This is a genomic window from Streptomyces sp. NBC_01142, assembly GCF_026341125.1.
GTDB lineage: Bacteria > Actinomycetota > Actinomycetes > Streptomycetales > Streptomycetaceae > Streptomyces.
Genome location: NZ_JAPEOR010000002.1, coordinates 1,676,325 through 1,701,505, shown reverse-complemented (window position 1 = coordinate 1,701,505; position 25,181 = coordinate 1,676,325). Strand labels below are relative to the sequence as shown.

20 protein-coding genes and 2 pseudogenes are annotated in these 25,181 nt (G+C 71.9%); 10 read left to right on the top strand and 12 right to left on the bottom strand.

Going from position 1 to position 25,181, the window contains the following annotated elements:
• Positions 1–134: 134 nt before the first annotated feature.
• The gene (locus OG883_RS25190; protein ID WP_266544990.1) at positions 135–3,071 is read right to left on the bottom strand and encodes a beta-N-acetylglucosaminidase domain-containing protein; all 2,937 of its coding nucleotides are present in this window, start codon (positions 3,069–3,071) and stop codon (positions 135–137) included.
• A gap of 240 nt (positions 3,072–3,311) precedes the next feature.
• On the opposite strand from OG883_RS25190, the gene OG883_RS25185 reads away from it, so the two are divergent.
• From OG883_RS25185 to OG883_RS25175, 3 genes are read left to right on the top strand one after another with little or no spacing between them, the layout of a single operon-like run.
• Positions 3,312–3,590, top strand: coding sequence for a hypothetical protein (locus tag OG883_RS25185; RefSeq protein ID WP_266544987.1), 279 nt, complete (start codon positions 3,312–3,314; stop codon positions 3,588–3,590).
• 15 nt (positions 3,591–3,605) lie between these two features.
• Complete coding sequence (malQ, locus tag OG883_RS25180; protein WP_266544984.1) at positions 3,606–5,801, top strand: 4-alpha-glucanotransferase; 2,196 nt, start codon at positions 3,606–3,608, stop codon at positions 5,799–5,801.
• Positions 5,802–5,824: 23 nt separating this feature from the next.
• On the top strand, positions 5,825–6,055 hold the full coding sequence (locus OG883_RS25175) for a hypothetical protein (protein ID WP_266544981.1): 231 nt from the start codon (positions 5,825–5,827) through the stop codon (positions 6,053–6,055).
• A gap of 175 nt (positions 6,056–6,230) precedes the next feature.
• Here OG883_RS25175 and OG883_RS25170 read toward each other — a convergent pair whose 3' ends face one another.
• Positions 6,231–6,836: a MarR family winged helix-turn-helix transcriptional regulator gene (locus tag OG883_RS25170; protein ID WP_266544973.1), complete on the bottom strand. Its 606-nt coding sequence runs from the start codon at positions 6,834–6,836 to the stop codon at positions 6,231–6,233.
• A gap of 109 nt (positions 6,837–6,945) precedes the next feature.
• Between OG883_RS25170 and OG883_RS25165 the strand changes: the two genes are divergently transcribed.
• On the top strand, positions 6,946–7,884 hold the full coding sequence (locus OG883_RS25165; RefSeq protein ID WP_266544970.1) for an EamA family transporter: 939 nt from the start codon (positions 6,946–6,948) through the stop codon (positions 7,882–7,884).
• A 49-nt stretch (positions 7,885–7,933) separates the two neighbouring features.
• Positions 7,934–8,911 carry a DMT family transporter gene (locus tag OG883_RS25160; RefSeq protein WP_266544967.1) on the top strand — a complete coding sequence of 326 codons (978 nt, stop codon included), beginning with the start codon at positions 7,934–7,936 and terminating at the stop codon, positions 8,909–8,911.
• Positions 8,912–9,213: 302 nt separating this feature from the next.
• Here OG883_RS25160 and OG883_RS25155 read toward each other — a convergent pair whose 3' ends face one another.
• Complete coding sequence (locus OG883_RS25155) at positions 9,214–9,534, bottom strand: putative quinol monooxygenase (protein ID WP_266544964.1); 321 nt, start codon at positions 9,532–9,534, stop codon at positions 9,214–9,216.
• A 109-nt stretch (positions 9,535–9,643) separates the two neighbouring features.
• Between OG883_RS25155 and OG883_RS25150 the strand changes: the two genes are divergently transcribed.
• The 3 genes and pseudogenes from OG883_RS25150 to OG883_RS25140 all read left to right on the top strand — a co-directional run.
• Positions 9,644–10,000, top strand: a complete 357-nt coding sequence (locus OG883_RS25150; RefSeq protein WP_266544961.1) for a helix-turn-helix transcriptional regulator — start codon at positions 9,644–9,646, stop codon at positions 9,998–10,000.
• Between the two features lie 231 nt (positions 10,001–10,231).
• Positions 10,232–11,143 carry a LysR family transcriptional regulator gene (locus tag OG883_RS25145; RefSeq protein WP_266544958.1) on the top strand — a complete coding sequence of 304 codons (912 nt, stop codon included), beginning with the start codon at positions 10,232–10,234 and terminating at the stop codon, positions 11,141–11,143.
• Positions 11,140–11,673: pseudogene (locus OG883_RS25140) on the top strand (terpene synthase family protein); the annotation flags it as partial. The gene OG883_RS25145 and the pseudogene OG883_RS25140, both read left to right, overlap by 4 nt.
• A 53-nt stretch (positions 11,674–11,726) precedes the next feature.
• On the opposite strand, the pseudogene OG883_RS25135 reads toward OG883_RS25140, so the two are convergent.
• The 7 genes and pseudogenes from OG883_RS25135 to OG883_RS25105 all read right to left on the bottom strand — a co-directional run.
• Positions 11,727–11,863 (bottom strand): annotated as a pseudogene (locus tag OG883_RS25135) (cytochrome P450); the annotation flags it as partial.
• 42 nt (positions 11,864–11,905) lie between these two features.
• Positions 11,906–12,526, bottom strand: coding sequence for an ATP/GTP-binding protein (locus tag OG883_RS25130; RefSeq protein ID WP_266544956.1), 621 nt, complete (start codon positions 12,524–12,526; stop codon positions 11,906–11,908).
• Positions 12,507–12,866, bottom strand: a complete 360-nt coding sequence (locus OG883_RS25125) for a DUF742 domain-containing protein (RefSeq protein ID WP_266544953.1) — start codon at positions 12,864–12,866, stop codon at positions 12,507–12,509. The genes OG883_RS25130 and OG883_RS25125 overlap by 20 nt, the downstream gene beginning before the upstream one ends.
• Positions 12,863–13,279 (bottom strand): roadblock/LC7 domain-containing protein, encoded by a 417-nt coding sequence (locus tag OG883_RS25120; RefSeq protein WP_266544950.1) that lies wholly within the window; start codon positions 13,277–13,279, stop codon positions 12,863–12,865. The genes OG883_RS25125 and OG883_RS25120 overlap by 4 nt, the downstream gene beginning before the upstream one ends.
• Complete coding sequence (locus OG883_RS25115) at positions 13,276–14,715, bottom strand: sensor histidine kinase KdpD (protein WP_266544948.1); 1,440 nt, start codon at positions 14,713–14,715, stop codon at positions 13,276–13,278. Before OG883_RS25115 ends, OG883_RS25120 begins: the two co-directional genes overlap by 4 nt.
• A 240-nt stretch (positions 14,716–14,955) precedes the next feature.
• Positions 14,956–17,526, bottom strand: coding sequence for an aminopeptidase N (gene pepN, locus OG883_RS25110; protein ID WP_266544945.1), 2,571 nt, complete (start codon positions 17,524–17,526; stop codon positions 14,956–14,958).
• Between the two features lie 4 nt (positions 17,527–17,530).
• Positions 17,531–18,514, bottom strand: a complete 984-nt coding sequence (locus OG883_RS25105) for a LysR family transcriptional regulator (RefSeq protein ID WP_266544943.1) — start codon at positions 18,512–18,514, stop codon at positions 17,531–17,533.
• 74 nt (positions 18,515–18,588) lie between these two features.
• Between OG883_RS25105 and OG883_RS25100 the strand changes: the two genes are divergently transcribed.
• Both OG883_RS25100 and OG883_RS25095 read left to right on the top strand, forming a co-directional pair.
• Positions 18,589–19,788 (top strand): MFS transporter, encoded by a 1,200-nt coding sequence (locus OG883_RS25100; RefSeq protein WP_266544941.1) that lies wholly within the window; start codon positions 18,589–18,591, stop codon positions 19,786–19,788.
• Between the two features lie 2 nt (positions 19,789–19,790).
• A complete protein-coding gene (locus OG883_RS25095) occupies positions 19,791–20,297 on the top strand; it encodes a DUF1203 domain-containing protein (protein ID WP_266544938.1) in 507 nt (168 codons plus the stop codon).
• 88 nt (positions 20,298–20,385) lie between these two features.
• Here the strand turns inward: OG883_RS25095 and OG883_RS25090 are convergent, their stop codons facing one another.
• Both OG883_RS25090 and OG883_RS25085 read right to left on the bottom strand, forming a co-directional pair.
• Positions 20,386–21,414 carry an aspartate-semialdehyde dehydrogenase gene (locus tag OG883_RS25090; protein ID WP_266544934.1) on the bottom strand — a complete coding sequence of 343 codons (1,029 nt, stop codon included), beginning with the start codon at positions 21,412–21,414 and terminating at the stop codon, positions 20,386–20,388.
• A gap of 352 nt (positions 21,415–21,766) precedes the next feature.
• On the bottom strand, positions 21,767–25,102 hold the full coding sequence (locus tag OG883_RS25085; RefSeq protein ID WP_266544932.1) for a S8 family serine peptidase: 3,336 nt from the start codon (positions 25,100–25,102) through the stop codon (positions 21,767–21,769).
• Positions 25,103–25,181: the final 79 nt, after the last annotated feature.

The window sequence follows — 25,181 nt, the reverse complement described above, 5'->3', positions numbered from 1 at the left end:
GACGGTCGCGCGCGCCTCGGTTCACTCGCCGCGGGGTGGAGGCGTGGCGCGGCCCGGGGGCTTGGGAGCCGGGGTGGAGGCGTGGCGCGGCCCGGGGGCTTGGGAGCCGGGGGCTGCGGTGCCCGGAGCACGGCTCACTCCGCGACGGCGTAGGCCTCCACCGACCAGAGCGAGTACCCGTACTCGGTGGCGCGCGCCTCGCCCTGGACGCGGATGAAGCGGGCGTCCTTCGCGTCCATGCGCACCGCCTCGCGTCCGCCCTTGCCGTCCCGCACCGTCGCCGCCGTGCGCCAGGTGCGGCCGTCGGCGGAGACCTGGATGCGGTACTGCCTCGCGTACGCGTCCTGCCAGTGCAGCACCACCTGGCCCACCCGGGTGGGCCGTGCCAGCTCCAGCTGCCACCAGGCGCCGTCGTCGACCGGCGAGGACCAGCGGGTCCCGGTATCGGTGTCGATCGCCGCCGCCGCCGGGAAGTCGGGCGTCTCGTCCCCGGACGAGGAGGCCTTCGCGCCGACGGTGCGCGCGAGATCGGGGCCTGCCGTGCGCGGATAGGCACGCACCGTGAGCGTGCGCTCCTGGCCGGCGAAAGTGAGCGGCACCCGGTACTCGCCGGCAGGCGTGTCCGCGGGGACGGAGACCTCGACCGGCACGGTCGTATGCAGCCCGCGCGGCACCGTCGTCTGCTTCGGCACCGTCACCTTGATCCCCGCAGGGGCCTTCGCGGTGATCGCGCCGCGCACCTCGCCGGGGCGCTGCGCCGTCAGCCGGACACCCGCGCGCTGCGGGTCGCCGCCGATCTCCGCGCTCGTCTCGCCGCGGACGAGATCGAGGCCGGCGGGCGGCTCGTCCGCGAACCAGGGCACCACGGAACGTACGGCGACGGGCTCGGCGCCTGCCGAGGCGACCCGCACCGCGTCGACCCGCAGGCCCTTGGTGTCGCTCTGGGTCCAGCCGCTCGCCGACAGGGGGCCGAGCGCGCGCCAGCCCTCGCCCGGGACGTGCGCCTCCAGTCGGCCCCCGGAGCCCGTGGCGCCGCTCGCGGGCCGGGTCATCGCGGTCACCGCCGTGACGGGCCGGGCCCGGTCCAGCCACACGGTGTCCTCGCCTGCCGTGTCCCCGACGCGGTCCGCGCCCGTCCACGCCGCGGACTCCTTCGCGGACCGGTCCAGGAACGGGTTCAGTACGCCCTTGCCGACCGTGGCCCGGCTCTCCTTGAGGGCGCCGCGCAGCGGCTCCAGAGCCAGCGAGGCCCGCCAGGCCGCCTCGCCGTCGCCGCGCCCCTGCGCCTGGAGCATGTCCACGCAGAGCTCGCCGGCCCGGCCGTACCGCGCCAACTGTTCCAGCCACGGCCGTACTTCGTCGTCGAGAGTGCCCTCCGCGGTCTGCTTCAGCCGCTGCGGCGCCTCCCGCATCACGGTGAACGCGGCGCGCAGCGAGGCCGCCGCCCGGTCCCTGGCCGCCGCGTCCGTGGTCGTACGGGACCGCCAGAACTCCTTCAGCAGGGGCTGCAGATACCCGGACTCGTCGGGGCTGAGGATGGAGGAGGAGTGGTTGCCGGCCAGCGCGCGCAGCGCCTCGCGGGTCTTCGGGTCGCCGCCCGAGAGGTCCTCGATGGCGGCCTGCCAGGACTCCTGGGGTCGGTACCCCTTGGGGTTCCAGGCGTAGTCGGCGGCGGTGAACAGCGGGATACGGGAGGCGGATGCCTGCTCCATGGCATTGGCGAGCAGCGCGGCGGAGCCGGACGCGACGGCCGGCTCCCGGCCCGTGTACGGGCCGAGGAAGATGCGGTCCTGGGCGTAGTCGTTGACCGGGTAGTTGTCCATGGTGACCAGCGGGTGCCCGAACGCCTCGCGGGCCCCGGCCAGTTCGCGTCCTGTGATGGTGCGCGGCACCACCCCGACACCCGTCCACGCCACCTGGACGCGGCCGTCCAGCTCCTTCGCGAGCGCCCGCCGGTAGTCGGTGACGCCGTCCTGGTAGTACTCCGTCGGCATCACGGTGAGCGGCTCGGCGCCCGGATGCCGGTCCGCCAGATGCTGGGCCACCTCGCCGGCCAGGCGCGCCTGTGCCCTGGCTGCCGCCTCCGGGCCCGAGCCGAAGACGTCCGCGTCCTTGTCGCAGTGCCACTCGCTGTAGCTGACGTCCTGGAACTGCAGCTGGAAGGCGCGTACGCCCAGCGCCCACATCGCGTCGATCTTGCGCTTCAGTGCCTTGACGTCACCGTCGTCGGCCAGACACATCGACTGCGCGGGCGCGACGGCCCAGGCGACGGTGACGTGGTTGGCGCGGGCGCGCTCCGCGAGCTCACGGAACTCGGCGCGCTGGGCCGGGGGGTAGGGGTCGCGCCAGCGGGCCTGCCGGAAGGCGTCGTCGCCGGGTGCGTACAGATAGCGGTTCTGCTTCGTACGCCCCATGAAGTCGAGCTGCGCCAGCCGCTGCTGACGGCTCCACGGCTGTCCGTAGAAGCCTTCCGTCATGCCGCGTACGGCGGTGCCGGGCCAGTCGCGTACGAGAACTCCCGCGACGGTCGGCCGCTCGCCCTGCCGCACTGTCAGCTGGCGCAGGGTCTGGACGCCGTGGAACAGCCCGTCCTCGCCGACGCCGTCGAGTGCGACCGTGTCGCGGCCGCCGACGCGGCCCACCGCGAGCCGGTACCCGCCGGAGGGCAGGTCGGTCCGGTCGGGTGCGCGCAGGGCGCGCAGCGCGTCCTGCGCGCCCGTACCGCCGAGGTGCAGGACGGGCCCGCGGCCGGGCAGCGCGGTGTGCACGGTCCGTACGCCGGATGCACGCAACAGCTCCTTCAGCTGCTCCACGGCATACGGATCGGCGCCCGGGTCCGCGACGAGGGTCGCCTCCGCACCCAGCGGCACCGGCGATCCCGCCGCGCGCAGCGTCTGCGGGCGCGGCCATACGGAGGGCAGCGCGGCCTCGTCCTCGGGGTCCTGCGCCGTGGTGGCGGGGGAGCCCGGGTCGCCGGGCTCGGCGACCGCCCCCTGCGCGCCGCCGAGCAGACTGCCGATGACGGCGACAGCGACCGCCGTGGCCGTTCGCCTCCTGCGCCCGAGCCGCACGCCGGTCCCCCCTCGTCTCCCCGTCACTCCGGTCGGTTTCGAGCCCACCACCCGCACAGTGAGGGTGTCAATGCGCGTGGCCGTTCTGCGCCTTTTGCCTGTTGTGATGGATGATTTGATCCAACTTCCGCGAGAGGAACGGAATGTGAGCCGGAACACGTTGACTCATCGAGTACGTCTGCGGTCGTGCCCACTGGGTAGGTCTGCTGTGTCCCATTCCCACCCGCTTGGAGTAACACCGTGGCCGCATCCGCACACCTGCTGCTCTCCGCCCTGTCCAAACAGGTCCCGGGTCCCGCCCCCCGGATCAGCAAACCGATGATCAGCAAGCTGCCCCTCACCAGCGTCCCGCTGACCATCGAGCCCGCCTTCGCCACCGCCGCCCCGCTCACCAGCGAGCCCCCGCTTCCCGACGCCGCTCCCCTGACCAGCGAGCCTCCTCTCGCCGCCGTCGCCTCCCTGACCAGCGAGCCGACCGCCCCCTGCGCGGCCGACGGCACGCAGTTCCCAGGAGTCTGAGTCCCAGGAGTCCCGATGGGCCTTGCCCGGCTCGCCGCGCTGCACGGAGTCGCCACCGCCTACGCGCCCGCCGAGGGGGTGAGTGTCCCGGTCTCCGACGCCACGGTCGTCGCGGTCCTCGGCGCCCTCGGCGTCGACGCCTCCACACCTCAGGCACTGCGTGGCGCTCTGGACCGGGCCGAGTCCGCCGCCGCACACCGGCTGCTGCCGCCGACGGTGGTGCTGTGGCGCGAGACGGGGAGTGCGGCCGGCCGCGAGGCCGACGACCGGGCCGCGAGGGCCGTCCACGACGGGGCGGCGAGGGTTGCCGGCCGCGAGGCCCACGACGGGGCCGCGAGCGTCGCCGGCCGCGAGGCCGACGACGACGCTCCGGCTGCCCTGGCGGAGCTCCCCGCGGGCACCGTCCTACGGGTCGAGACGGAAGAGGGCGCCGCGGTCGAGGGGCCCCCGTGGGGGCGGCTTCCCTACGGCGTGCACCGATTGCACGCCGAGGCCCCCGACGGGCGGAGCGCCCGGTCCACCCTTGTCGTCGCGCCCGCCCGGGCGCCCCGGCCCGGCGGCCGCTCGCACGGCTTTCTCGTACAGCTCTACTCCCTGCTCTCCGCCCGCTCCTGGGGCATGGGCGACCTCGGGGACCTCGCCGAGCTCGCCGGCTGGTCGGGGCGGTCGCTCGGGGCCGGCTTCGTACAGGTGAACCCGCTGCACGCGGCCGTACCGGGCACGCCGACCGACCCCTCCCCGTACCGCCCCTCCTCGCGCCGCTTCCCCGACCCCGTCCATCTGCGCATCGAGGACATCCCGGAGTACGCGTACGCGGCCGGCCGGGACAGGGAGCGGCTGGACGCGCTGCGCGAGAAGGGCGCCGTGCTGCGCGAATCCGTGCTGCGGAAAGGCGCGTTGATCGACCGGGACGCGGTGTGGACGCTGAAGCGCGAGGCCCTGGAGATCGTGCACCGCATCCCGCTCGGGCCCGGGCGCCGGGCGGCGTACTGCGACTTCCTGGCCGAGCAGGGCCAGGCCCTGGAGGACCACGCCACCTGGTGCGCCCTTGCCGAGGCGCACGGCCCCGAGTGGGACTCCTGGCCCGCCGAGCTGCGCGACCCGCGCTCGCCCGGGACCGACCGGGCCAGACGCGAGCTGATGGACCGGGTGGACTTCCACGGGTGGCTCGCCTGGCTCACCGACCGGCAGCTGGCCGCCGCCGGACAGACAGCACGCGAGGCGGGCATGGGCGTCGGCATCGTCCACGACCTCGCCGTCGGTGTGCACCCGGGCGGCGCGGACGCCTGGGCGCAGGGGGAGGCCTTCGCCGCCGGGATGTCGGTCGGCGCCCCGCCGGACGCCTTCAACGCACGCGGCCAGGACTGGGGCCTGCCCCCCTGGCGCCCCGATGTGCTGGCCGCGTCCGGATACGCCCCGTACCGCGGACTGCTCAGCGGTCTGCTGCGGCACGCGGGCGCCCTGCGCATCGACCACGTCATGGGTCTGTTCCGCCTCTGGTGGGTCCCTGAGGGCAGTCCGCCCACCGAGGGCACGTATGTCCGCTACGACGCCGAGGCGATGCTCGCGGTGCTCGTCCTGGAGGCCCACCGCGCGGGCGCCGTCGTCATAGGGGAGGACCTCGGCACGGTCGAGCCGGGTGTGCGCGAGGCCCTGACGCGCCGCGGTGTGCTGGGCACCTCGGTGCTCTGGTTCGAGCGCGACTGGGCCGGCACTGGCCGCCCGCTGGAGCCGGCGCGGTGGCGCGAGGGGTGCGTGGCCACCGCCACCACCCACGATCTGCCGTCCACCGCGGCCCGGCTGACCGGCGACCATGTGGAGCTGCGCCACCGGCTGGGGCTGCTGACGCGCCCGCTGGAGCAGGAGCGTACGCAGGACTCGGCGGACGTCGCGGAGTGGCTCGGCCTGCTCGGCGGCCTCGGGCTGCTGCCCGAGGGCACGGGCGACGAGGAGGGCCGGATCCGCGCGGTCTACCGCTTTCTGCTGCGTACGCCCGCCCGTATGGTCGGCGTCTGGCTGCCGGACGCGGTGGGCGACCGCCGCCCGCAGAACCTCCCGGGAACCTGGGACCAGTACCCGAACTGGCGACTGCCCGTCGCGGACGCCGACGGCCGTCCGGTCAGTCTGGAGGAACTGGCGGCCTCGCCCCGGCTGCACGCGCTGCTGGAGGTCTTCGGCCCCCGTACGGCACCCCCGGACGCGCGCCCCTGATGGCCGTTCGCTACGTTGGCACCGTGGACAAGAAGAACGCTTTGCGCGCCGGCGCCGTCGCGGCCGGTACGACGCTGATGATGCTGCTCATGTCGTCCCCCGCGCTCGCGAACACCCCCGACGACGGTGACGACCCGGGCCCCGGCCTGAGCGTGGTCGAGACGGTCGGCCTCTTCGTCGCGGCGCCGATCGGACTCTTCCTGCTGATCGCGGGCCTCGTGATGGTCCTCGACAAGTCCAGGAAGCAGAGCTGACGCACTAGCTTTTCCAGGGCGCCCCGGGGTGTGTACGCACCCCGGGGCGCCCTTGCCATGCCCTCCCGGGCCGCACACGGCAGGCGCTCTCAGGCCTCGCCGCTCCGTGCGGCCCGCCTCCTGGCCGTGCCCGCCCTGACATGCCCTCCCGGGCCGCGTGCCGGCCGACGGTGGCTCAGTGCGCGGCGAGCAGCCGCCGCAGCAGCTCGTTCAGCTGCTCCGCCTGCGCCTCGTCCAGCGCCGCCCCGAACACCTCGTGCTGCACGGCCAGCCCCGCCGTCACCGCCTCGTCGATCATTTCCAGACCGCGGTCCGTGAGCGTGACCCGCAGGCCGCGCCGGTCGTTCGGATCCGGGTTGCGGGTGAGCAGCCCGGCTTTCTCCAGCTTGTCGAGCCGCCCCGTCATCCCGCCGGTCGTCAGCATCAGCGTCGCCGAGAGCTGCCGCGGTGAGAGGGTGTACGGCTCGCCCGAGCGCCGCAGCGTCGCCAGGACGTCGAACTCCCCGCGGGAGATGCCGAAGCGGGCGTACTCCTTCTCGATGCGGTCGCCCATGGCGCGCCCGATCCGGTAGATGCGGCCGTAGGCGCCCATCGGGAGGGTGTCGAGATCGGGCCGCACGGCGGCCCACTGCTCGGTGATGGCGTCGACGGCGTCGCGGGGAGCCGTCGCGGCCGGGGAGTCCGCCGGAGAGGTCGAGTCCGCCGGAGAGGTCGAGTCCGCCGGAGAGGTCGAGTCCGCCGGAGCGGCCGAGGGGTCCGCCGGAGAGGTCGAGGAGGTCATGGGTCCAGTATCCGCAGAGAGTGGGTCATTCGCAAGAAAGTTGCTTGACGGTAAGTCGCTTACGAGTAAGCTACTTTCCATCGACCTTCCTTCCTCTCAGGGACTCGCCATGAATCGCGCCGGACTCGTCGCCCTCACCGCGCTCGCCCCCATCTCCTGGGGCTCCACCTACGCCGTCACCACCGAGTTCCTCCCGCCCGACCGCCCGTTGTTCACCGGCCTGATGCGCGCCCTGCCCGCGGGTCTCGCCCTCCTCGCGCTCACCCGGGTGCTTCCGCGCGGTGTCTGGTGGGGGAAGGCGGCCGTCCTCGGGGCGCTCAACATCGGGGCGTTCTTCCCGCTGCTCTTCCTTGCCGCCTACCGCCTCCCCGGCGGTGTCGCGGCCGTCGTCGGCTCGGTCGGTCCGCTCTTCGTGGCCGGGCTCGCCGCCCTGGTGCTGAGCGAGCGGCCGACCACCCGTACCTTGCTCACCGCGACAGCGGCGGCGTTCGGCGTCAGTCTCGTCGTGCTGCGCGCCGGTGCCGCGCTGGATCTCGTCGGCGTACTGGCCGGTCTGGTCTCCTCCGCGTCCATGGCCGCCGGCACCGTGTTCACCAAGCGCTGGGGCCGTCCCGAGGGAGTGGGGCCGCTGGCCCTGACGGGATGGCAGCTCACCGCCGGCGGGCTGCTGATCGCCCCGGTCGCCTTCTTCGTCGAGGGCGCGCCGCCCGCTCTCGACGGCCGCAACCTCGCCGGATACGCCTACCTCGCCCTTGCCAACACCGCGGTCGCGTACTGGCTCTGGTTCCGCGGTATCGAGCGGCTCACCGCCACCTCCGCCACCCTCCTCGGCCCGCTCTCGCCGATCACCGCGGCCGTCATCGGCTGGGCGGCGCTCGGTCAGGCGCTGTCGCCGGTGCAGCTGCTGGGCATGGGGATCGCGTTCGGGGCCACGCTGCTGGGGCAGTTCCGGCCGCGCGGCGGCGGACGGGGAGGAATGTTCAGTTCTGCTTCACGTAATGCTCAAAAAGGTTCGATGGACCTAAGTGATCTGTCGGTGCGACGGTAGAGCGCGTAACCGAGAGGCCCCCGGGAGGGGGAGAGAGGCAAGGGGCCCGATGGCAGTTCTGGACCACGTCCGCAGCGGAGGGGCGACCACCGCGAAGAGGCTGCGGCAGGCCTCCGGCCCCGGGCTCCTGCTCGCCGCCGTCGCGACGGTCGTCTGGTCCGGGAGCTTCGTCACCTCGCGCGCCCTCCATGACTCCGTCCCGCCCGTGCAGGCCGCCTTCTGGCGCTGGATCGTCGCCATCCTCGCCGTCGCGCCGTTCGCGATACGCGAGACCTGGCGTCAACGGTTCCTCGTCCGCCGCCACTTGGGCCATCTCGTCCTCGCCGCACTGCTCGGCGTCACCGTCTACAACACCCTCGTCAACCAGGCCGGCCTGTCCACCCCGGCCGGCAACATGGCCATGATCATGGCCGCGTCCCCCGTCCTGATGGCGGTGTACGAACGCCTCGGCGGCAAACGTCTCGGCGTGCGCCGCATTGCCGGAACCGCCATCGCCTGCGCCGGAGTTCTGCTGCTGGTCGGCAAGGGATCCCTGGCGATGGAGTTCGCCGCCGGCGACCTGTGGATGTTCGCCGCGGCGCTCAGCTTCGCCTCGTACAGCGCACTGCTGCGCCGCCGCCCCGCCGAGATCGGCGGACTCGCCTTCCTCTTCACCACGTTCGTGCTCGGAGTGCTGATGCTGGCCCCCGCGTTCGGCGTCAGCCTCGCCCTCCAGGGGGGCTTCGAACCGACGGCCGGCACGGTCGGACCGCTGGTGTACGTCGGCGTCTTCTCCTCCGCCGTCGGCTTCTTCGCCTGGAACAAGGCCATCGCCCTGATCGGCGCGGCGCGGGCCGGGGTCATCTACTATCTGCAGCCCGTCTGCGTGGCCGGGCTCTCCTGCGCCGTCCTGGGTGAGTCGACCGGCCCGACGCAGATCCTGTGCCTGGTGCTGATCCTCGGCGGCGTGACGCTGGGGGCGGGGGTCCGAGCAGGAACGGAACAGGAGGAAGCCGGTGTTGCTGTCAGAAGTTCTGACAGGCCGTGATCCCCGCCTCGATCTGACCTTGGAGGTCATGCTGCCCGGGCCTCGTCCGGGCGGACTTCGACCGTGCCACCCGTCGACGTCGGCCGATGAGCACTCCGCCGCCCGGGACGGCAGAGTGGAGGCCCTGCTCCGCCGACCCGCACGTGAACGCCGTCCGCCGGGCCACCGCGGGCCGGCGCGCGCCATCGAGCAGCATGCCTTGCTCCGGGCGGCCGAGGAGTGAGCCGGACCCGGTGGCGCGGCGTGACGGTGATCTTGGGCGGTTGAGGGTCCTCGCCGGGATGTGAAGCCCCGGCCGGTGCTCAGATCCCGGCAGTCGGCCGGTAAGGGCTGTGCATGGTGAGAAATCGAATGTCGAGGTCGGACTCCAGGTAGTCCATACGCCGCTCCCAGAAGGCCTGCATATGAGGGAGGGCCAGGTGGGCGTCGAGATCAGCCTGAGAGCGCCATGCCTCGTAGAAGACGAAGACCCCTGGCTCGTCGCGATCTTCGTGGAAGTGGTACTCCAGGCAACCGGCTTCCTGCCGGGTCGGCTCGACGAAAGACAGCAGCAACTCCTTCAGCTCTGCGGCCCGTTCGGGCTTGGGGTGGGCAGTGCCGACGAGCGTGAACGGCTGAGTCATGGCTCTCTCTCCTCGATAGGTACGATCAACTTCGTACCTAAAGCACGCTAGCGAACCCTGAAGGTATGATGCAAGCCGTACCTTGTGCCGTGATGAGGGAGGCTCTCAGATGCCCGACGACGAAGGCCACCCGGCCGTCGAGGAGATCGAGCTCGGCCCGGTGCTCGCCGCGCTGGCGGACCCGCTGCGCCGCCGGGTGGTGCGCGAGTTGGCGCTCGCGCCCGACGGCACAGCGCGGACATGCAGCTCGTTCGGGCTGCCGGTATCCAAGGCGACCGTCACACACCACTTCCGCACTCTGCGCGAGGCCGGGCTGATCCGGCAGGTCGACCGAGGCAACAGCAGGATGGCCGGTCTCCGCCGGGCTGACATTGACGGGCGATTCCCCGGGCTCCTGGGCATCGTGACGGCTGAGGCGGAGCACAGCGTCGGGGCACAACGGAACAGCCCCCTCTCACGGGGCTAGCGCTCAAGCTGCACGGTCCATGGCGGCACGCTTGCGGAGAAGCGCCCGCACGCGACGGTCACGAAGGCCGCCCACCGGGCGGATCCGGCGCTCCCCGCGGACCTGGCGGCCACGCTCGTGCCCCGGAAGGCAGGCGGTACTCGGAGCTGGAGCGGCGGCCGGCCATGGAGGAGGAGGCTGCGCACGCCGCTGCCGGGGGCCGGCCGCTCGCGGGCGGATAGGTTGCGGAGCATGACCGAGTGGGACATCAAGAAGCTCCGGATCCTGCGCACGCTGAACGAGCGCGGGACCGTGACGGCCACGGCCGAGGCGCTGCTGATGACGCCCTCGGCCGTGTCCCAGCAGCTGTCGAATCTGGCCAAGCAGCTCGGCGTGCAACTGCTGGAGGCGCACGGGCGGCGGGTGCGGCTCACCGATGCGGCGTATCTGGTGCTGCGCCACGCCGAGGCGGTATTCGCACAACTGGAGAGCGCGGACGCGGAGTTGACCGGCTATCTGCGGGGCGAAGCCGGGGAGGTGCGGGTCGGTGCGTTCTCCACGGCGGTGCCTGCGCTCGTCGTGCCGGCCGTGCAGCATCTGCGTACGGTCCATCCCGCGCTGGAGGTACGGGTCCGGGAGGCGGAGGCGGCCGAGGCGTACGCGCTGCTCGCCGACGGCGAGGTGGACCTGGCGCTGTCACTGGCGGCGCATGCGCCCACGGCCCGGGATCCGAGGTTCAGCCGGGTCCCGCTGCTCACCGACCCGCTGGATGTCGCCCTGCCTGCCGGGCATCCGATGGCGGCGGTGGCCGGGTTGCGTCTCGCGGACCTGTCGGGGGAGCCGTGGATCTTCGGCGGGAGCGGGCCGTGGTCGGAGATCACGCTCGCGGCATGCGAGGCGGCGGGATTCGTTCCGGAGCAGGCGCACAGCGCGGCAGGCTGGACGGCGATCCTCGCGATGGTGGAGGCGGGCATGGGCGTCGCGCTGGTGCCGCGGATGGCGGCGGCGGAGCGGCGCACGGGCGTGGTGATGCGGGTGCTGAGCGCGGACCAGCCGCGCCGCCATGTGGTGGCGGCGGTCCGCCGGGGGGCCGAGGAGGGGCGGGCGGTGGCCCGGGTGCTGGGGGCGCTGCGGGAGGTGGCAGCGGCGCGGTCCCCCCGGTGAGCACGGGGGTCCGTGCCGCCGCCCATGTGCGACGGGACGCCCTTCCCGACCGCGGTGTGGCCAACGAAAAGCTGATCCGTGCCAAGGCGGGGGAGCTCGGGCAGCGAGCCGCCGAGTGGATCGACGCCTTCGGTAGCTACCCGGACACGACCGAGCGCGCATGGGGGCTGGCCACCCACAGCGCCGACTTCACCAGCCGGATCATCCCCTACGGCGGCATCGAGCCGGTGCTGCTGTTCGTCGAGTGGAACTACTGGGCCAACGCCGTCGACGACTGGCAGGACTCCGGCTCCACCGCGACCCGCACGGCGGACGTCGCCGACCACAGCCTGCGCCCGGTACGGACCATCGAGGCGCCGGGGTCCCGGTTGCTGCCCCTGGGTCCGCTCACCACCGCACTCGACGACCAGCTGACCCGTACGCGTGCCATCCTCACGCCCTTCCAGCTGTGCCGCTTCACCGAAGGCACCAGGGATTGGCTGTTCGCTGTGGGCTGGCAGACGTCCAACGCCGAGCGGAACGTGATGCCGTCGCTCAACGACTTCGCTGCGATGCGGATGTCGGTCAACGGCACCCGCTTCACGCTCACATCAAGGTTCTCGCGGTGCCCGAGCACCAGCCAGGCAGGTCGCCCTGGACGAGGACGGGAGCCACCGCGCCGTGTTCGGCACGGAGCTTCTCGTACAGGCCCATCGGGTCGGCCTCGGCCTCGGGGCCGTACCGCCAGGTGTGCCGGGCAGCCCGGCGGCGGAGTGGGGGGGCTCACGATGCCTCCGTGGTCACGGCGAGGGACTGGAGATAGCGCATCAGCGCCATCAGTACGTCACGGCTGGAGCCGCGCAGGCGCGCGTCGCACTCGACGATCGGTACCTCCGCCGGCAGATCGAGGGCGGCGCGGATCTCTTCGACAGGGTGGACGGGCGCGTCCGCGAAGGAGTTCAGGGCGACCACGAACGGCACGCCGCGTTCCTCCAGACGCCCGATGACATCGAAGCTGACCTCCAGCCGGCGGGTGTCGACCAGCACCACCGCGCCCAGCGCGCCCTCGAACAGACCGCGCCACAGGAACCAGAAGCGCTCCTGGCCCGGGGTGCCGAAGAGGTACAGCACCAGTTCCTCGTTGATGCTGATCCGGCCGAAGTCCATGGCGACGGTCGTCGAGGTCTTGCGCTCCACGCCCTGGGTGTCGTCGACTCCGACCCCGGCCTGGGTCATCGTCTCCTCGGTGGTCAGCGGCCGGATCTCGCTCACCGAGCCGACCAGGGTCGTCTTGCCGACTCCGAAGCCGCCGACGATGACCACCTTGACGGCGGCGGCGGCCGTCTCGGGCAGCACGTCCTCACTCCGCGGCCCCACGGCCTGCTCAGAGCTTCTGAAGTCCATCGATCACTGCCTCAATCAAAGCGCGGTCGGGGAGTTGGGCGGGCGGGACCGGTGCGCGGGCCAGCACCCGGTTGTCGGCCAGCAAATCGCTGAGCAGCACGGTGACAACGCTCACCGGCAGGCTCAGATACGCGGAGATCTCGGCCACCGAGAGCGGTGCATGGCAGATCCGTACGATCGCGGCGTGTTCCGGTGGCATGCCGGGCCGGGGGCCGGACCTGGCCACGATCAGCGTGACCAGGTCGAGCGCGGTGGGTGCGGAGGAGCCGCTGCGGCCGCCCGTGATGACGTAGAGCCGCTCGGGACTGCTCTCCTCCCAGCCACCGCCCGGGTTGTTCACGCGGTCTGTCCCTCGTTCCGCGGCGTTGTGCTCAGGTGTTCGCCGATCCGCAGCACGAGGTCCCGCATCCGGTGGCCCATCAGCCCGGCGTCGACCCCCTCGTCGGCGAGCACGGCGAGATAGGCGCCCGAGCCGGCTGCCATCAGATAGAAGAAGCCGCCGTTCATCTCGATGACGACCAGGCGCATCTGGCCGTCGCTGTGCGGGAGTTCGGAGGCAACCGCGCCGGCCAGGCTCTGCAGACCGGCGCAGGCGGCGGCAAGCCGGTCGGCGGTGTCGGTGTCCGCGCCGTACTGAGCCATGCGCAGCCCGTCCGCGGACAGCACGACCACGTTTCTGGTCTGTGGTACGCCTTCCGCCAGGTCCTTGAGCATCCAGTCCATGTTGGTCTGGTTGGACTGCCGCTGAATCATGGCTGCTTGTTCCCCTTGTTTGTCTGGGTGGTCTCACCGGACACGCCGCTCTGGAAGGCCGCCAGCCACATGCCGGGCTGCACCGGGGGAGCGGACTCCGGCTCCGGCTCGGCCACGGCTGCTGCGGCCGGTGGAGCCGGGACGGCCGGCGCGGTGGCGGGGGCCTTGCGGCGCCGTTGCGGCAGGCCGTTCATGGTGCGTTCGGTCACGAAGGGGACCTCGTCGTCCATCGGTCCGATGGCCGGCCGCGGCTGCCGTCCGTCGGGCACCCCGTCGGTCGGGCGGGGGCCGGAGGAGGCGCCGATACCGTGCGCGAGGCCGGTGGCCGAGGTGGCCGTGGTGATGAGCGCCTGCGGAACGATGAGGACGGCGCGTACACCGCCGTACGCCGAGGAGCGCAGCGAGACCTGGAAGCCGTACGCCTGCGCCAGCCGGCCGATCACGGCGAGGCCGAGGCGAGGCGTCTCCCCCAGGTCGTTGACATCGATGCCCTGCTGAGCCTTGCTGAGCATGCGCTCGGCCCGCTTGCGGGCCTCCTCGCTCATGCTGACGCCGCCGTCCTCGATCTCGACGGCGATGCCCGACTGCACCTCGACGGCGGTCAGATGGACCTTGGTCTGCGGCGGCGAGTAGCGGGTGGCGTTGTCGAGCAGCTCGGCGAGCGCGTGGATCAGCGGCTCGACCGCGGTGCCCACGACCGCGACCTCGGAGACCGAGTGCAGCTCCACCCGCTGGTAGTCGATGATCCGCGACATGGCGCCGCGCATCACGCTGTAGAGGGGTACGGCCTTGCTCCACTGGCGGCCGGGCCGCGCACCGCCGAGCACGGCGATGGAGTCGGCGAGACGGCCGATCAGCGCGGTGCCGTGGTCGATCCGGAGCAGATCGCCGAAGACGTCCGGGCTCCGGCCGTGCCGGTCCTCCATCTCCCGCAGTTCCTGGGCCTGTTGGTGAACGATGGCCTGAACCCGTCGGGCGATGTTCACGAAGGCCCGCTGTGCGGACTCGCGCAGATCCTCCTCGGCGACGACGGCGTCGAGCACCGACTGGAGCACAGCCCGGTGCTCGGCCGGGGCGTCGAGCGAGGCGAGCACGTCCTCGGGAAACTCGCCCTTGCGCAGCCGCTCCACCACCTGGGGCAGCAGTTCTCCGGCCAGGCGCGCGGTCTCGGCCTTCTGTCGCGCCAGCACCGTCTCGTGCTCCACGAGCCTGCCCCTCAGCTCCGCGACGAGCTTGCCCCGGCGGGCCGCCTCGGCGCAGGCCACGGCCACCGCGAAGACGGCCACGACGCCGATCCAGACCACGGGGGTGCGGGCCGACGCGGAGACCAGGGAAACGGCTGTCGCCGCGGCAGCGACGGTCGCCGCGACGGGCAGCAGCCACACAGCGGAGGCCACGGGCCTCGGACTTCCGGTCGACGCTTCCTGTCGAACCATCAGCACCCTCAAACCATCGAACGAAAAAGATCATATGACGACGGGCGGGAGCATATCCGGGTCAGGTTACGGAGATTGACGCAGGGTCATGAAAATTGGCGCGTTGTTTTCGGCCGGGACGCACCAGGGCCCGGAACGCACGGGGGACATGCTCGGGACATACAGGGGCAGGACATGCAAGGGCGCCCCGGGCCGCACGGCCCGGGGCGCCCTTGTCGTACTCGTTGCGCCTCGTACTCGTTACGCCGCTGCCGCGTCCGCCGCCTGCGCCTTCAGCGCACGCTCGACACCCGACCGCGACTCCGAGACCAGCCGTCGCAGCGCCGCGTTCGGCTCGGCGGAGTCCAGCCACGCGTCCGTCGCGTCCAGGGTGGCCTGCGAGACCTGGAGGGAGGGGTAGAGCCCGACCGCGACCTGCTGGGCCATCTCATGGCTGCGGGACTCCCACACGCCCTTGACCGCCGCGAAGAACTTCTCCGCGTAGGGAGCCAGCAGCTCGCGCTGGTCGGTCTGCACGAAGCCCGCGATCACCGACTCCTGTACGGCGTTGGGGAGTTTGTCGGACTCGACGACCGACGCCCAGGCCTCGTCCTTCGCCTCGGCGGTCGGCCGGGCCGCGCGCGCCGTCGCCGCGTGGCGCTCGCCCGCCGCCGTCCTGTCCCGCTCGTACTCCGCCGCGATCTCGTCCTCGTCGAGCAGGCCGACCGCGGCCAGCCGCTCCACGAAAGCCCACCGCAGCTCGGTGTCCACGGCCAGGCCCTCGACCGACTCCGTCCCGTCGAGCAGCGCCTGCAGCAGATCCAGCTGCTGCGGCGTCCTGGCGGTCGCGGCGAAGGCGCGGGCCCACGCCAGCTGGTGGTCGCTGCCCGGCTCGGCCGCCCGCAGATGCGCCAGCGTCGCGTCCGTCCACTGCGTCAGACCCGCCTCGCGCCACCCGGGCGCCGCGTACAGGTCGATCGCCAGCTTCACCTGGCGGTGCAGTGACTGCACGACGCCGATGTCCGACTCCTTGCCGATCCCGGACAGGACCAGCGCCAGGTAGTCGCGTGCGGCGAGCTCGCCGTCGCGCGTCATGTCCCAGGCGGAGGCCCAGCACAGGGCGCGCGGCAGCGACTCGGTGAAGTCGCCCAGGTGTGCGGAGACGATGCCCAGCGACTGCTCGTCGAGCCGCACCTTGGCGTACGACAGGTCGTCGTCGTTGAGCAGTACCACCGCGGGCCGGCGGGTGTGCTGCGGGTACGGCACCTCGGTCAGCTCGCCGTCCACGTCCAGCTCGATCCGGCTCGTACGGACCAGCTTGCCCCGGTCGTCCAGGTCGTAGCAGCCGATCGCGATCCGGTGCGGGCGCAGCGTCGGCTCGCCCTTGGCGCCGGCGGGCAGGGCCGGGGCCTCCTGCCGTACGACGAAGGAGGTGACGTACCCGTCCTCGGAGAGCTCGATCTCGGGGCGCAGGATGTTGATGCCCGCCGTCTGGAGCCACTTCTGCGACCAGGTCGTCAGATCACGGCCGGACGTCTCCTCCAGCGCGCCCAGCAGGTCGGGCAGCCGGGTGTTGCCGTAGGCGTGGGCCTTGAAGTACGACTGGACGCCGGTGAAGAACGCGTCCTCGCCGACGTAGGCGACGAGCTGCTTGAGCACCGAGGCGCCCTTGGCGTAGGTGATCCCGTCGAAGTTCACCAGGACGTCGTCGAGGTCGCGGATCTCGGCCATGATCGGGTGCGTGGACGGCAGCTGGTCCTGCCGGTACGCCCAGGTCTTCTCCGAGTTCGCGAACGTGGTCCACGCGTTGGGCCACTTCGAACCGGGCACGGACGCCTGGCAGGCCACCGAGGTGTAGGTGGCGAACGACTCGTTCAGCCACAGGTCGTTCCACCACTCCATGGTGACCAGGTCGCCGAACCACATGTGGGCCAGCTCGTGCAGGATCGTCTCCGCCCGCCCCTCGTAGGCCGCGTCCGTCACCTTCGAGCGGAAGACGTACTGGTCGCGGATGGTCACCGCGCCCGCGTTCTCCATCGCGCCCGCGTTGAACTCCGGCACGAAGAGCTGGTCGTACTTGGCGAAGGGGTAGGCGTAGTCGAACTTCTCCTGGAACCAGTCGAAGCCCTGCCGGGTGACCTCGAAGATCGCGTCGGAGTCCAGGAACTCGGCGAGGGAGGGGCGGCAGTAGATACCGAGCGGGACGGACTGGCCGTCCTTCTCGTAGCTGCTGTGGACCGCGTGGTACGGGCCGACGATCAGCGCCGTGATGTACGTGGAGATGCGCGGCGTCGGCTCGAAGACCCAGACGTCGTCCTGGGGCTCCGGCGTCGGCGAGTTGGAGATCACTGTCCAGCCGGACGGTGCCTTCACGGTGAACTGGAACGTCGCCTTCAGGTCCGGCTGCTCGAAGGAGGCGAAGACGCGGCGCGCGTCGGGCACCTCGAACTGCGTGTAGAGATACGCCTGCTGGTCCACCGGGTCGACGAAGCGGTGCAGACCCTCGCCGCTGTTGGTGTACGCGCAGTCCGCGACGACCTTCAGCTCGTTGGGGCCGGCCTGCAGATGCTTCAGTGCGATCCGCGCGTCCCGGAAGACGGCCGCGACATCCAGCGGCTTGCCGTTCAGTACGACCTGGTGCACGGCCGGGGCCACCAGATCGATGAAGGTCTCCGCGCCGTCCTCGGCGGACGCGAAGCGCACGGTGGTCACGGACCGGTAGGTGCCGCCCTCCTGTGCCCCGCTCAGGTCGAGATCGATCGCGTACGAGTCGACGGTCAGCAGACGGGCCCGCTGCTGTGCCTCTTCGCGGGTCAGATTCGTGCCAGGCACGCTGTCATCTCCTCGGTTCGTGACGTTTGCGGCCATCCTTCCATGGGGCACGGGTCGGCCGCCCCCGGGAATCGGCGGCCGCCGTCGCCCCCGTGACGGCCTCGGCGAAGGCCCGGATCCGCTCGGTCTCCGCGCCCCGCCGCCAGACCATGCCGAGCACCGAGTCGGGCAGACCGTCGACCGGGACAAAGGCGATATCGCGCCGGGCGTGGTACTCCGCGGTCGGGCCGCACAGCAGCATCGCGCCACGGCCGGCGGCGACCAGGGTGAGACCCTCCTGAAGCGTGCCGACCGAGGGACCCGGCGTGCCCGTGGGGGCATGGGCCTCGATCCAGTACGCGGGGGCCGGGGCGGACGCCGTGATGAGGGGCTCCCGGTCGAGTTCGCCGGCGGTCAGGGACGGGCGGTCCGCGAACCGGTGGCATACCGAGACGGCGAGGGTCTGCCGCTGCTCGGAGAAGACCGGGCCGAGTACGAGATCGGGCTCGGCGACCGGCAGCAGCACGATCGCGGTGTCCACCTCACCGCGCCGCACCGCCCCGAAGGGGTCGCAGAACGGGATCTCGGTGAGCGCGGTGGCGCAGGCGGGGTGCGCCTCCTGGAAGGCGGCGAGCGCCCGCATCAGCCGGTCGTCGGCCGTGCCCTGGAAGCCGATCCCGAGCGTGCCCTCGATGCCGCGGGCCGCCGCCCTCGCGTCCTCGACCGCGCTGTGCAGGGCGTCGTAGGCGGGGCGCAGCCCGGCGAGGAAGCGCTCGCCGAGCGGGGTCAGGCGCACCCGGCGGCTGGTGCGCTCGACGAGCCGCGCGCCGATGCGGCCCTCCAGGGAGCGCAGCAGCTGGCTGACCCGGCTCTGGGACACGTACATCCGCTCGCCCGCCCTGCCGAAGTGCAGCTCCTCGGCGAGCACCAGGAAGCACTCCAGTTCCCGGATCTCCACTCCGTACCCCTCTGTATCCGCATCTCTGTGTCCGCATCCCCGGATCCGCATCGATGAGCCCGGCTCATAGAAGGATGAGATCTTCGCCGTTGTTCCCGGTGGGAAGTCGGCGAACGCTGGAGCACATGATCAAGAGTCCACAACTCGCCGTACTCACCGTCGCGTTCGCGACCTTCTGCGTCGTCACCACCGAGATGCTGCCGGTCGGCCTGCTCAGCCCGATCGCCGCCGGAATGCGTGTCTCGGACGGCGCGGCGGGGCTGACCGTCACCCTGCCCGGTCTGGTCGCCGCCGTCGCCGCGCCCGTACTCACCGTCGTCACCGGGAAGGCGGACCGGCGCACGGTCCTGTGCGCGCTGACCGCGCTGCTGGCCGCCGCCAATCTGCTCTCCGCCCTCGCGCCGAGCTTCGCCGTGCTGCTCGCCGCCCGGGTGCTCGTCGGGGTCTGCATCGGGGGAGTGTGGGCGATCGCGGCGGGCCTCGCGGTGCGCCTGGTGCCCGAGGAGTCCGCCGGCCGCGCCACCGCCGTGATCTTCAGCGGGATCGCGGTCGCCTCCGTCCTCGGCGTACCGGCCGGGACGCTGATGGGCGAACTGGCCGACTGGCGCGCCGCGTTCGCCGCGACGGGAGTGCTCGCGCTGGTCCTGACCGTGCTGCTGGCCGCCGCCCTGCCGCCACTGCCCGCCGCGGGCCCGGTCCCTCTCGGCGCGGTGACCGGGCTCTTCGCCGAGCCGCGGATACGCGCCGGTCTGCTGGTCGTGCTGCTCCTGGTGACCGGGCACTTCGCCGCGTACACCTATGTCCGCCCCGTCCTGGAGCGGGTGGACGGCATCGGCGCGGGCCTGATCGGCGGACTGCTGCTGGCGTACGGCGGTGCGGGCATCGCGGGCAACTTCGCGGCCGGCGCGGCCGCGGCCCGCGCCCCGCGCCGGACCCTGCTCGCCCTCGCCGCCGCGCTCGGCGCCGTGATGATGCTGCTCCTCCCGGCGGGTGGTTCGCTCGTGGCCACCTCCGTGCTGCTCGTCGGCTGGGGACTGGCGTACGGCGGGGTGTCGGTGAGCACCCAGAATCTGCTGACCGCCGCCGCGCCAACGGGCCGCGAGGCCGTGTCGGCACTGTTCGTCGGGGTCTTCAATGTGGCGATCGCGCTGGGGGCGCTGCTCGGCGGACGGGCGGTGGACGCGTTCACCGTCACCGCGGCGCCGGTGCTCGGCGGCGTACTGGCGGCCCTCGCCGCGGTGGTGCTCCTGCTGTCGCGGGACCGCACGCTGAACTCCACGTCCGATTCCCGCCGGAAACAGGAGCCGCGCGACGCCACGCTGTAGCCATGACACAAGCACTGTGGACCGCACTCCCCATCGAAGCAGCCGTTCTCGAGGAGCTCCGCGAAACCGACGACGCCGGGCTTCCCTGCGTCCCGTACACCGACGAGGAGGGCGGCGGTCCGCTGCGCTGCTGTCTGCGGCCCGTCCGGGCCGGGGAGCGGATCGCCCTCGTCTCGTACGCGCCGTTGCGCCGCTGGGCCGCCGAGACCTGGGCCAAGCCGGGCGCGTACGACGAACAGGGACCCGTCTTCATCCACGCCGACGCGTGCGCCGGGCCGGCGGCGATGGACGGCTACCCCTTCGCCAGCCCCGGAGCGCTGCGCGTGCTGCGCCGCTACAACGCCGAGGGCCGTATCGTCGGCGGCCGGCTGCTGGAGATCCCGCAGACGGCCACCGAGGCGTTCGACCAGGCCTTCACGGAGGCCTTCGCCGACCCGGAGGTGGCTCTGGTGCATGTACGCGCCGTCGAGTACGGCTGCTTCCAGTTCGCGGTCGGCCGCCCGCAGTGACCTGTCCGTCCCGGGCATGCACAGGGGGGCGATCACCTCTCGGTGATCGCCCCCCTGTGGCCGTGCGTGCGCCGGAATGACCGCGGTGTCAGCCCCGCAGCTCGTCCGCGACCAGCTCCGCGATCTGCACGGCGTTCAGCGCCGCGCCCTTGCGGAGGTTGTCGTTGGACAGGAACAGCGCGATGCCGTTCTCCACGGTCTCGTCCACGCGGATACGGCCGACGTACGAGACGTCCTGGCCGGCCGCCTGCAGCGGGGTCGGGATGTCGGAGAGCTCGACCCCCGGGGCGGCCTTCAGCACCTCGTACGCGCGCTCCACGCTGATCGGGCGGTCGAAGCGGGCGTTGACCTGCAGCGAGTGGCCCGAGAAGACCGGGACGCGCACACAGGTGCCGGAGACCTTGAGGCCGGGGATCTCCAGGATCTTGCGGGACTCGTTGCGGAGCTTCTGCTCCTCGTCGGTCTCGAAGGAACCGTCGTCGACGAGGTTGCCCGCCAGCGGCAGGACGTTGAAGGCGATGGGGCGCTTGTAGACGGCGGGCTCGGGGAACTCCACCGCGCCGCCGTCGAAGGTGAGCTGGTCGGCGGTCTCGGCCACCGCGCAGGCCTGGGTGCGCAGCTCTGCGACACCGGCCAGGCCCGAGCCGGACACGGCCTGGTAGGTGGTGGCGACCAGCGCGGTCAGACCGGCTTCCTCGTGCAGCGGGCGCAGCACTGGCATCGCGGCCATCGTCGTGCAGTTCGGATTGGCGATGATGCCCTTGGGGCGGTTCTTGATCGCGTGCGGGTTGACCTCGGAGACCACCAGCGGGACCTCGGGGTCGCCGCGCCATGCGGAGGAGTTGTCGATCACGACGGCGCCCTGGGACGCCACCTTCTCGGCGAGCGCCCGGGAGGTGGCGCCACCGGCGGAGAAGAGCACGATGTCCAGGCCGGAGAAGTCGGCGGCGGCCGCGTCCTCGATGGTGATCTCCTGGCCCTGCCACTCGATGGCCGAACCCGCGGAGCGGGCCGAGGCGAACAGTCGCAGCTCGTCGACCGGGAACTTCCGTTCGGCGAGGATCTTCCGCATGACTCCGCCGACCTGACCGGTGGCTCCAACGATTCCGACCCTCACTGACGACTCCTTTATCCCGATTCGTAACTGTTCTGCTGGCCTGGATCCTGCTCCATGATGCGTATGTCCATGGCTGCCTTGTCCAATCGGTTATCCGAAGGGCGAGATGAGCCGAACGTTTCGCACGGCTCCCGGGCACGCTCCGTGACCACCTGGAATATGTCCGGAAGCGGCTGGTGAAGGCGCTCCCCGGCACCCGAGGTGCCGAGGGGGCGGCCGAGCGGGGACCGGGATACCCGGGGACGGCATGCGCAAGGGCGGGCGCCCGTCACGGGCGCCCGCCCTCTTCCGTATCCTCCGCCCCTGCCGCCCCTTCCGCGCGAGGGCGCGGCGGGGCTACGGGGCTAGGGAGCTACGGCGTGACCTTCTCGATCACGACGCTGCCGCTGCCCGCGACCGTGCCGCGCCCGGTCAGCAGCTGCACCTCGCCGAAGAACTGCCGTCCCTCGGGAGCCGCGCCGCCCACCAGAACCTCGGCGCTGACCTGCGCCGACGCACCGTTGGCGAGCTTGACCGGCTGCGTGGCGTCGACCTTGAGCGAACCGAGCGACTCCGCGAAGAACACATCGCGGTAGTTGTACGCGGTGGTCCCGGCGGGGACGGAGTAGCCGTCGACCACGATGGTGTACGTCCCCGCGGCCGGCTTGGTCAGGCTGACCGCCTCCTCCGAGTCGCCGTCCGCGGCCTGGCCGACCCGGACACTGCCCAGGTAGACCGCCAGGTCCAGGTCGGCGCCGTTGTCGGAGACCCCGCCGATGGCGACGTCGAGCCGCTCCACGCCCGCACCGATGGTGACCGTGGACTCCTGCGACTCACCCTGCTTGATCGACGGGCGGGCGACCTTCGCCGAGCCCAGCGAGCCGCCGGCGAGCTTGCCGTCGATGGCGGCGAAGGCGTTGTTGACCGTCCACTCGACGGGGGCCGGCGCGCCGGCCTTCGCCTCGGGGAGCGTCTTGACGGCCGGGTCGAAGGTGGCGCCGAGCACCGTGACGTCCAGCTGGTACGGGTTGTGCAGCAGCGGGGACGTACGCCGCGACTCGACCTCTATCTCCCAGACGCCCGGCGTCGGCTCGGCGTACGAGCGCAGATCCGGACGGCAGACGTTCGCCGGGTTCGCGTAGTTGGCGTAGCAGAAGATCGTCGAGCTGTCGTCGACCGGGACACCGTAGGGGTGGATGCCGATGAACCGGGTCTGGCTGCCCTTGTCGAGCCCGCCGAGCGCGACCTCGAGGTTCTTCGCACCCTCCGGCACGGTGATGAAGTACGACGTGGTGCTGTTGCGCTGCACCGAGGCGGACGTGGAGAAGCTGTACTCCGGCTTGGCCAGCTCCTTGGAGACGACCACCGTGGCGAGGATCTGCTTGTCGACGCCCTCGGTGCGCGGGTCGTCCGCCTCGAGGACGGCGCTGTGCACTCCGGCGCTGCCGGGCTTGGCCTCGACCTTGACGGTGACCGGCTGGTTCAGCGGCAGCGAGACCGCGCCACTGCCGGGCAGCCGGAAGGTGCCGTCGTTGTACTTCCAGTCCAGCTCGTGCCGCACGGGGCGGTCCGGGCCGGTGGTGCGGGTGATGACGACGTCGTACGCCTTCTTCTGGCCGGCCTTCAGGCCGCCCTCACGGTCGTAGAGACCGGCACCGAAGCCCGGGGTCTTCAGCGCGAAGTCGATCGCGGTGTCGACCGGAGCCTTGACGGCGTACTCGTGGGCGGTGGCGCCGTCCTTGATGGCCTTCCACGCGTCCACGATGTTGATCCGGCCGGAACCCTGCTCATGCGCCTGCAGCCCGGGGATGCGGTCCGCGGTGCTGGTCAGCGCGGTGCGCAGATTCGCCGGGGTCAGGTCGATGCTGCGCTGCTTCGCGGCCGAGAGGAGCAGTGCGCTCGCGCCCGCGGCCTGCGGCGAGGACATCGAGGTGCCCTGCAGCATGGAGTAGCCGGCCGGGAGCTTGTAGCCGGCCTCGGCGACCGGGCCGCCGGGGGCCCAGGTCTGGGTGGTGTTGATGGCCGAGCCGGGTGCGGTGATGGTCGGCGTGAAGCCGCCGTCCTCGCGCGGGCCGCGGGAGGAGAACGGCATCATGTTGTACTGCTTCGCCACCTGGGACCCGTAGTTGGCGGCCCAGGTCTCCTTGGAGATGGCGGCGCCGACCGAGATCACCTTGTCGGCGACGGCCGGGTCGCCGAGGGTGTTGGTGCCCGGGCCCTCGTTGCCGGCCGAGATGACCAGTTGCACGCCGTAGGTGTCGATGAGGCGGTTGTAGAGCTCGGCGCGGGCGTTGTTGCCGTCGTTCAGCGGCGGCAGACCGCCGATGGACATGTTGACGATGTCCACGCCGCGGTCGATGACCAGGTCGGCCATGCCCTCGGTGAGCGCGATGTTGGTGCAGCCACCGCTCCAGGTGCAGGCGCGCGAGGAGACCAGCTTGGCGCCGGGGGCGGCGCCGTTCATCTTGCCGCCGAAGAGGCTGTTGGCGGCGGTGATGCCGGCGACGTGCGTGCCGTGCGAGCCCTCGATGATGCCGATGTTGACGTAGTCGGCCGTGGCGCCCGCGGCGTTGTGGACGACGTCCTTGCGCACCTCGATGGTGAACGGGATGCGCTCGACGACGTCGGTGGCCGGGTTGTCGGTGCCGAAGTAGCCGGTCTGGAAGCCGTTCTTGTACGGCTTCATCACGGTGTCGTTGGCGAAGTTCGCGTCGTTGTCGAGGTCGACGCGGACGGTCCTGGTGCCCTCGTCGTACAGCACGGCCCACACATCGGTGGTGTCGCCGTCCCGGTTGAGGTCACCGGCCATGTCGCCGCCCTTGGTGGCGGCTTCGGCGAAGAGGCTGAACCGGTACGCGCCCGCCGGGGCGGAGTACGTACGGCCCTCGACCGCGAACGTCGGGCCGCTGACGGCGCGCTTCATCTGGAGCCAGGTGCCGTCGCCGTCGGCGACCGGGTCGGTCGCGGTGACCCAGTCGACGATCTTGCGCTCGCCGGTGGTGGTCTTCTGCAGCGCCGGGTGAGCGACATCGACTCCCGAGTCGAGGATGCCGATGGTCACTCCGCGGCCGTCGGCCTTGGGGTTCTTCTTGACGAAGTCCACCGCACCGGTCTCGAAGGACGGGTTGTACGGGTTCTTCGCCGGGGTGTTCTTCCCGGGCGCCGGGTACTTCTCGGCCTGCGCGCCGGCGGTGCCCGCGGCCTTGGCCCGGTCCCCGGCCGGCGTCGGGTCGTCCAGCTCGATCTCGTGCTTGAGATCGATGCCGTGGACGCTGGAGAGCTTGGCGGCCGCCTTGAGGGCGGCCTCCGCCTTGGCGGTGGGCAGCGTGGCCCGCACATACCCGAGCTTGTCGTACGTCCTGCCGACCGAGGCACCCGCGACGGCGTCCAGCTGCCCGGCGACCTGCTCGGTCGCGCCGGGTGCGGTGGCCACCATCACGGTGACGCTCTTCTCGCCCTTGGCCTCGGCCTGGGCGAGAAGTTCGGCGTCGGCCGAACCGAGCTTGTCGGAGGAGGACGTGGCGGCCTTGACGCCGGAGGTGCCGGTGCCGGCCGGATCGTCGGCGGGCGCTGCGGCGAAGGCCGGTGCGGCACCCGCGGCGACCAGTGCGGTCACGAGTGAGGCGGCGGCCGCGATCCTGGCCACGCGTCTGTGCCCGGGTGTCGAACGTCCTGCTGTGGAGCTCTGGGACTCGGGGGTCATCAGCATCCCTGTTTTGTGAAAGAGAGGGTCCGGAATTCGGTGCCGGATGACCGCTCAGCCTTTCCTAAGTGACAGGGGTTTGTGG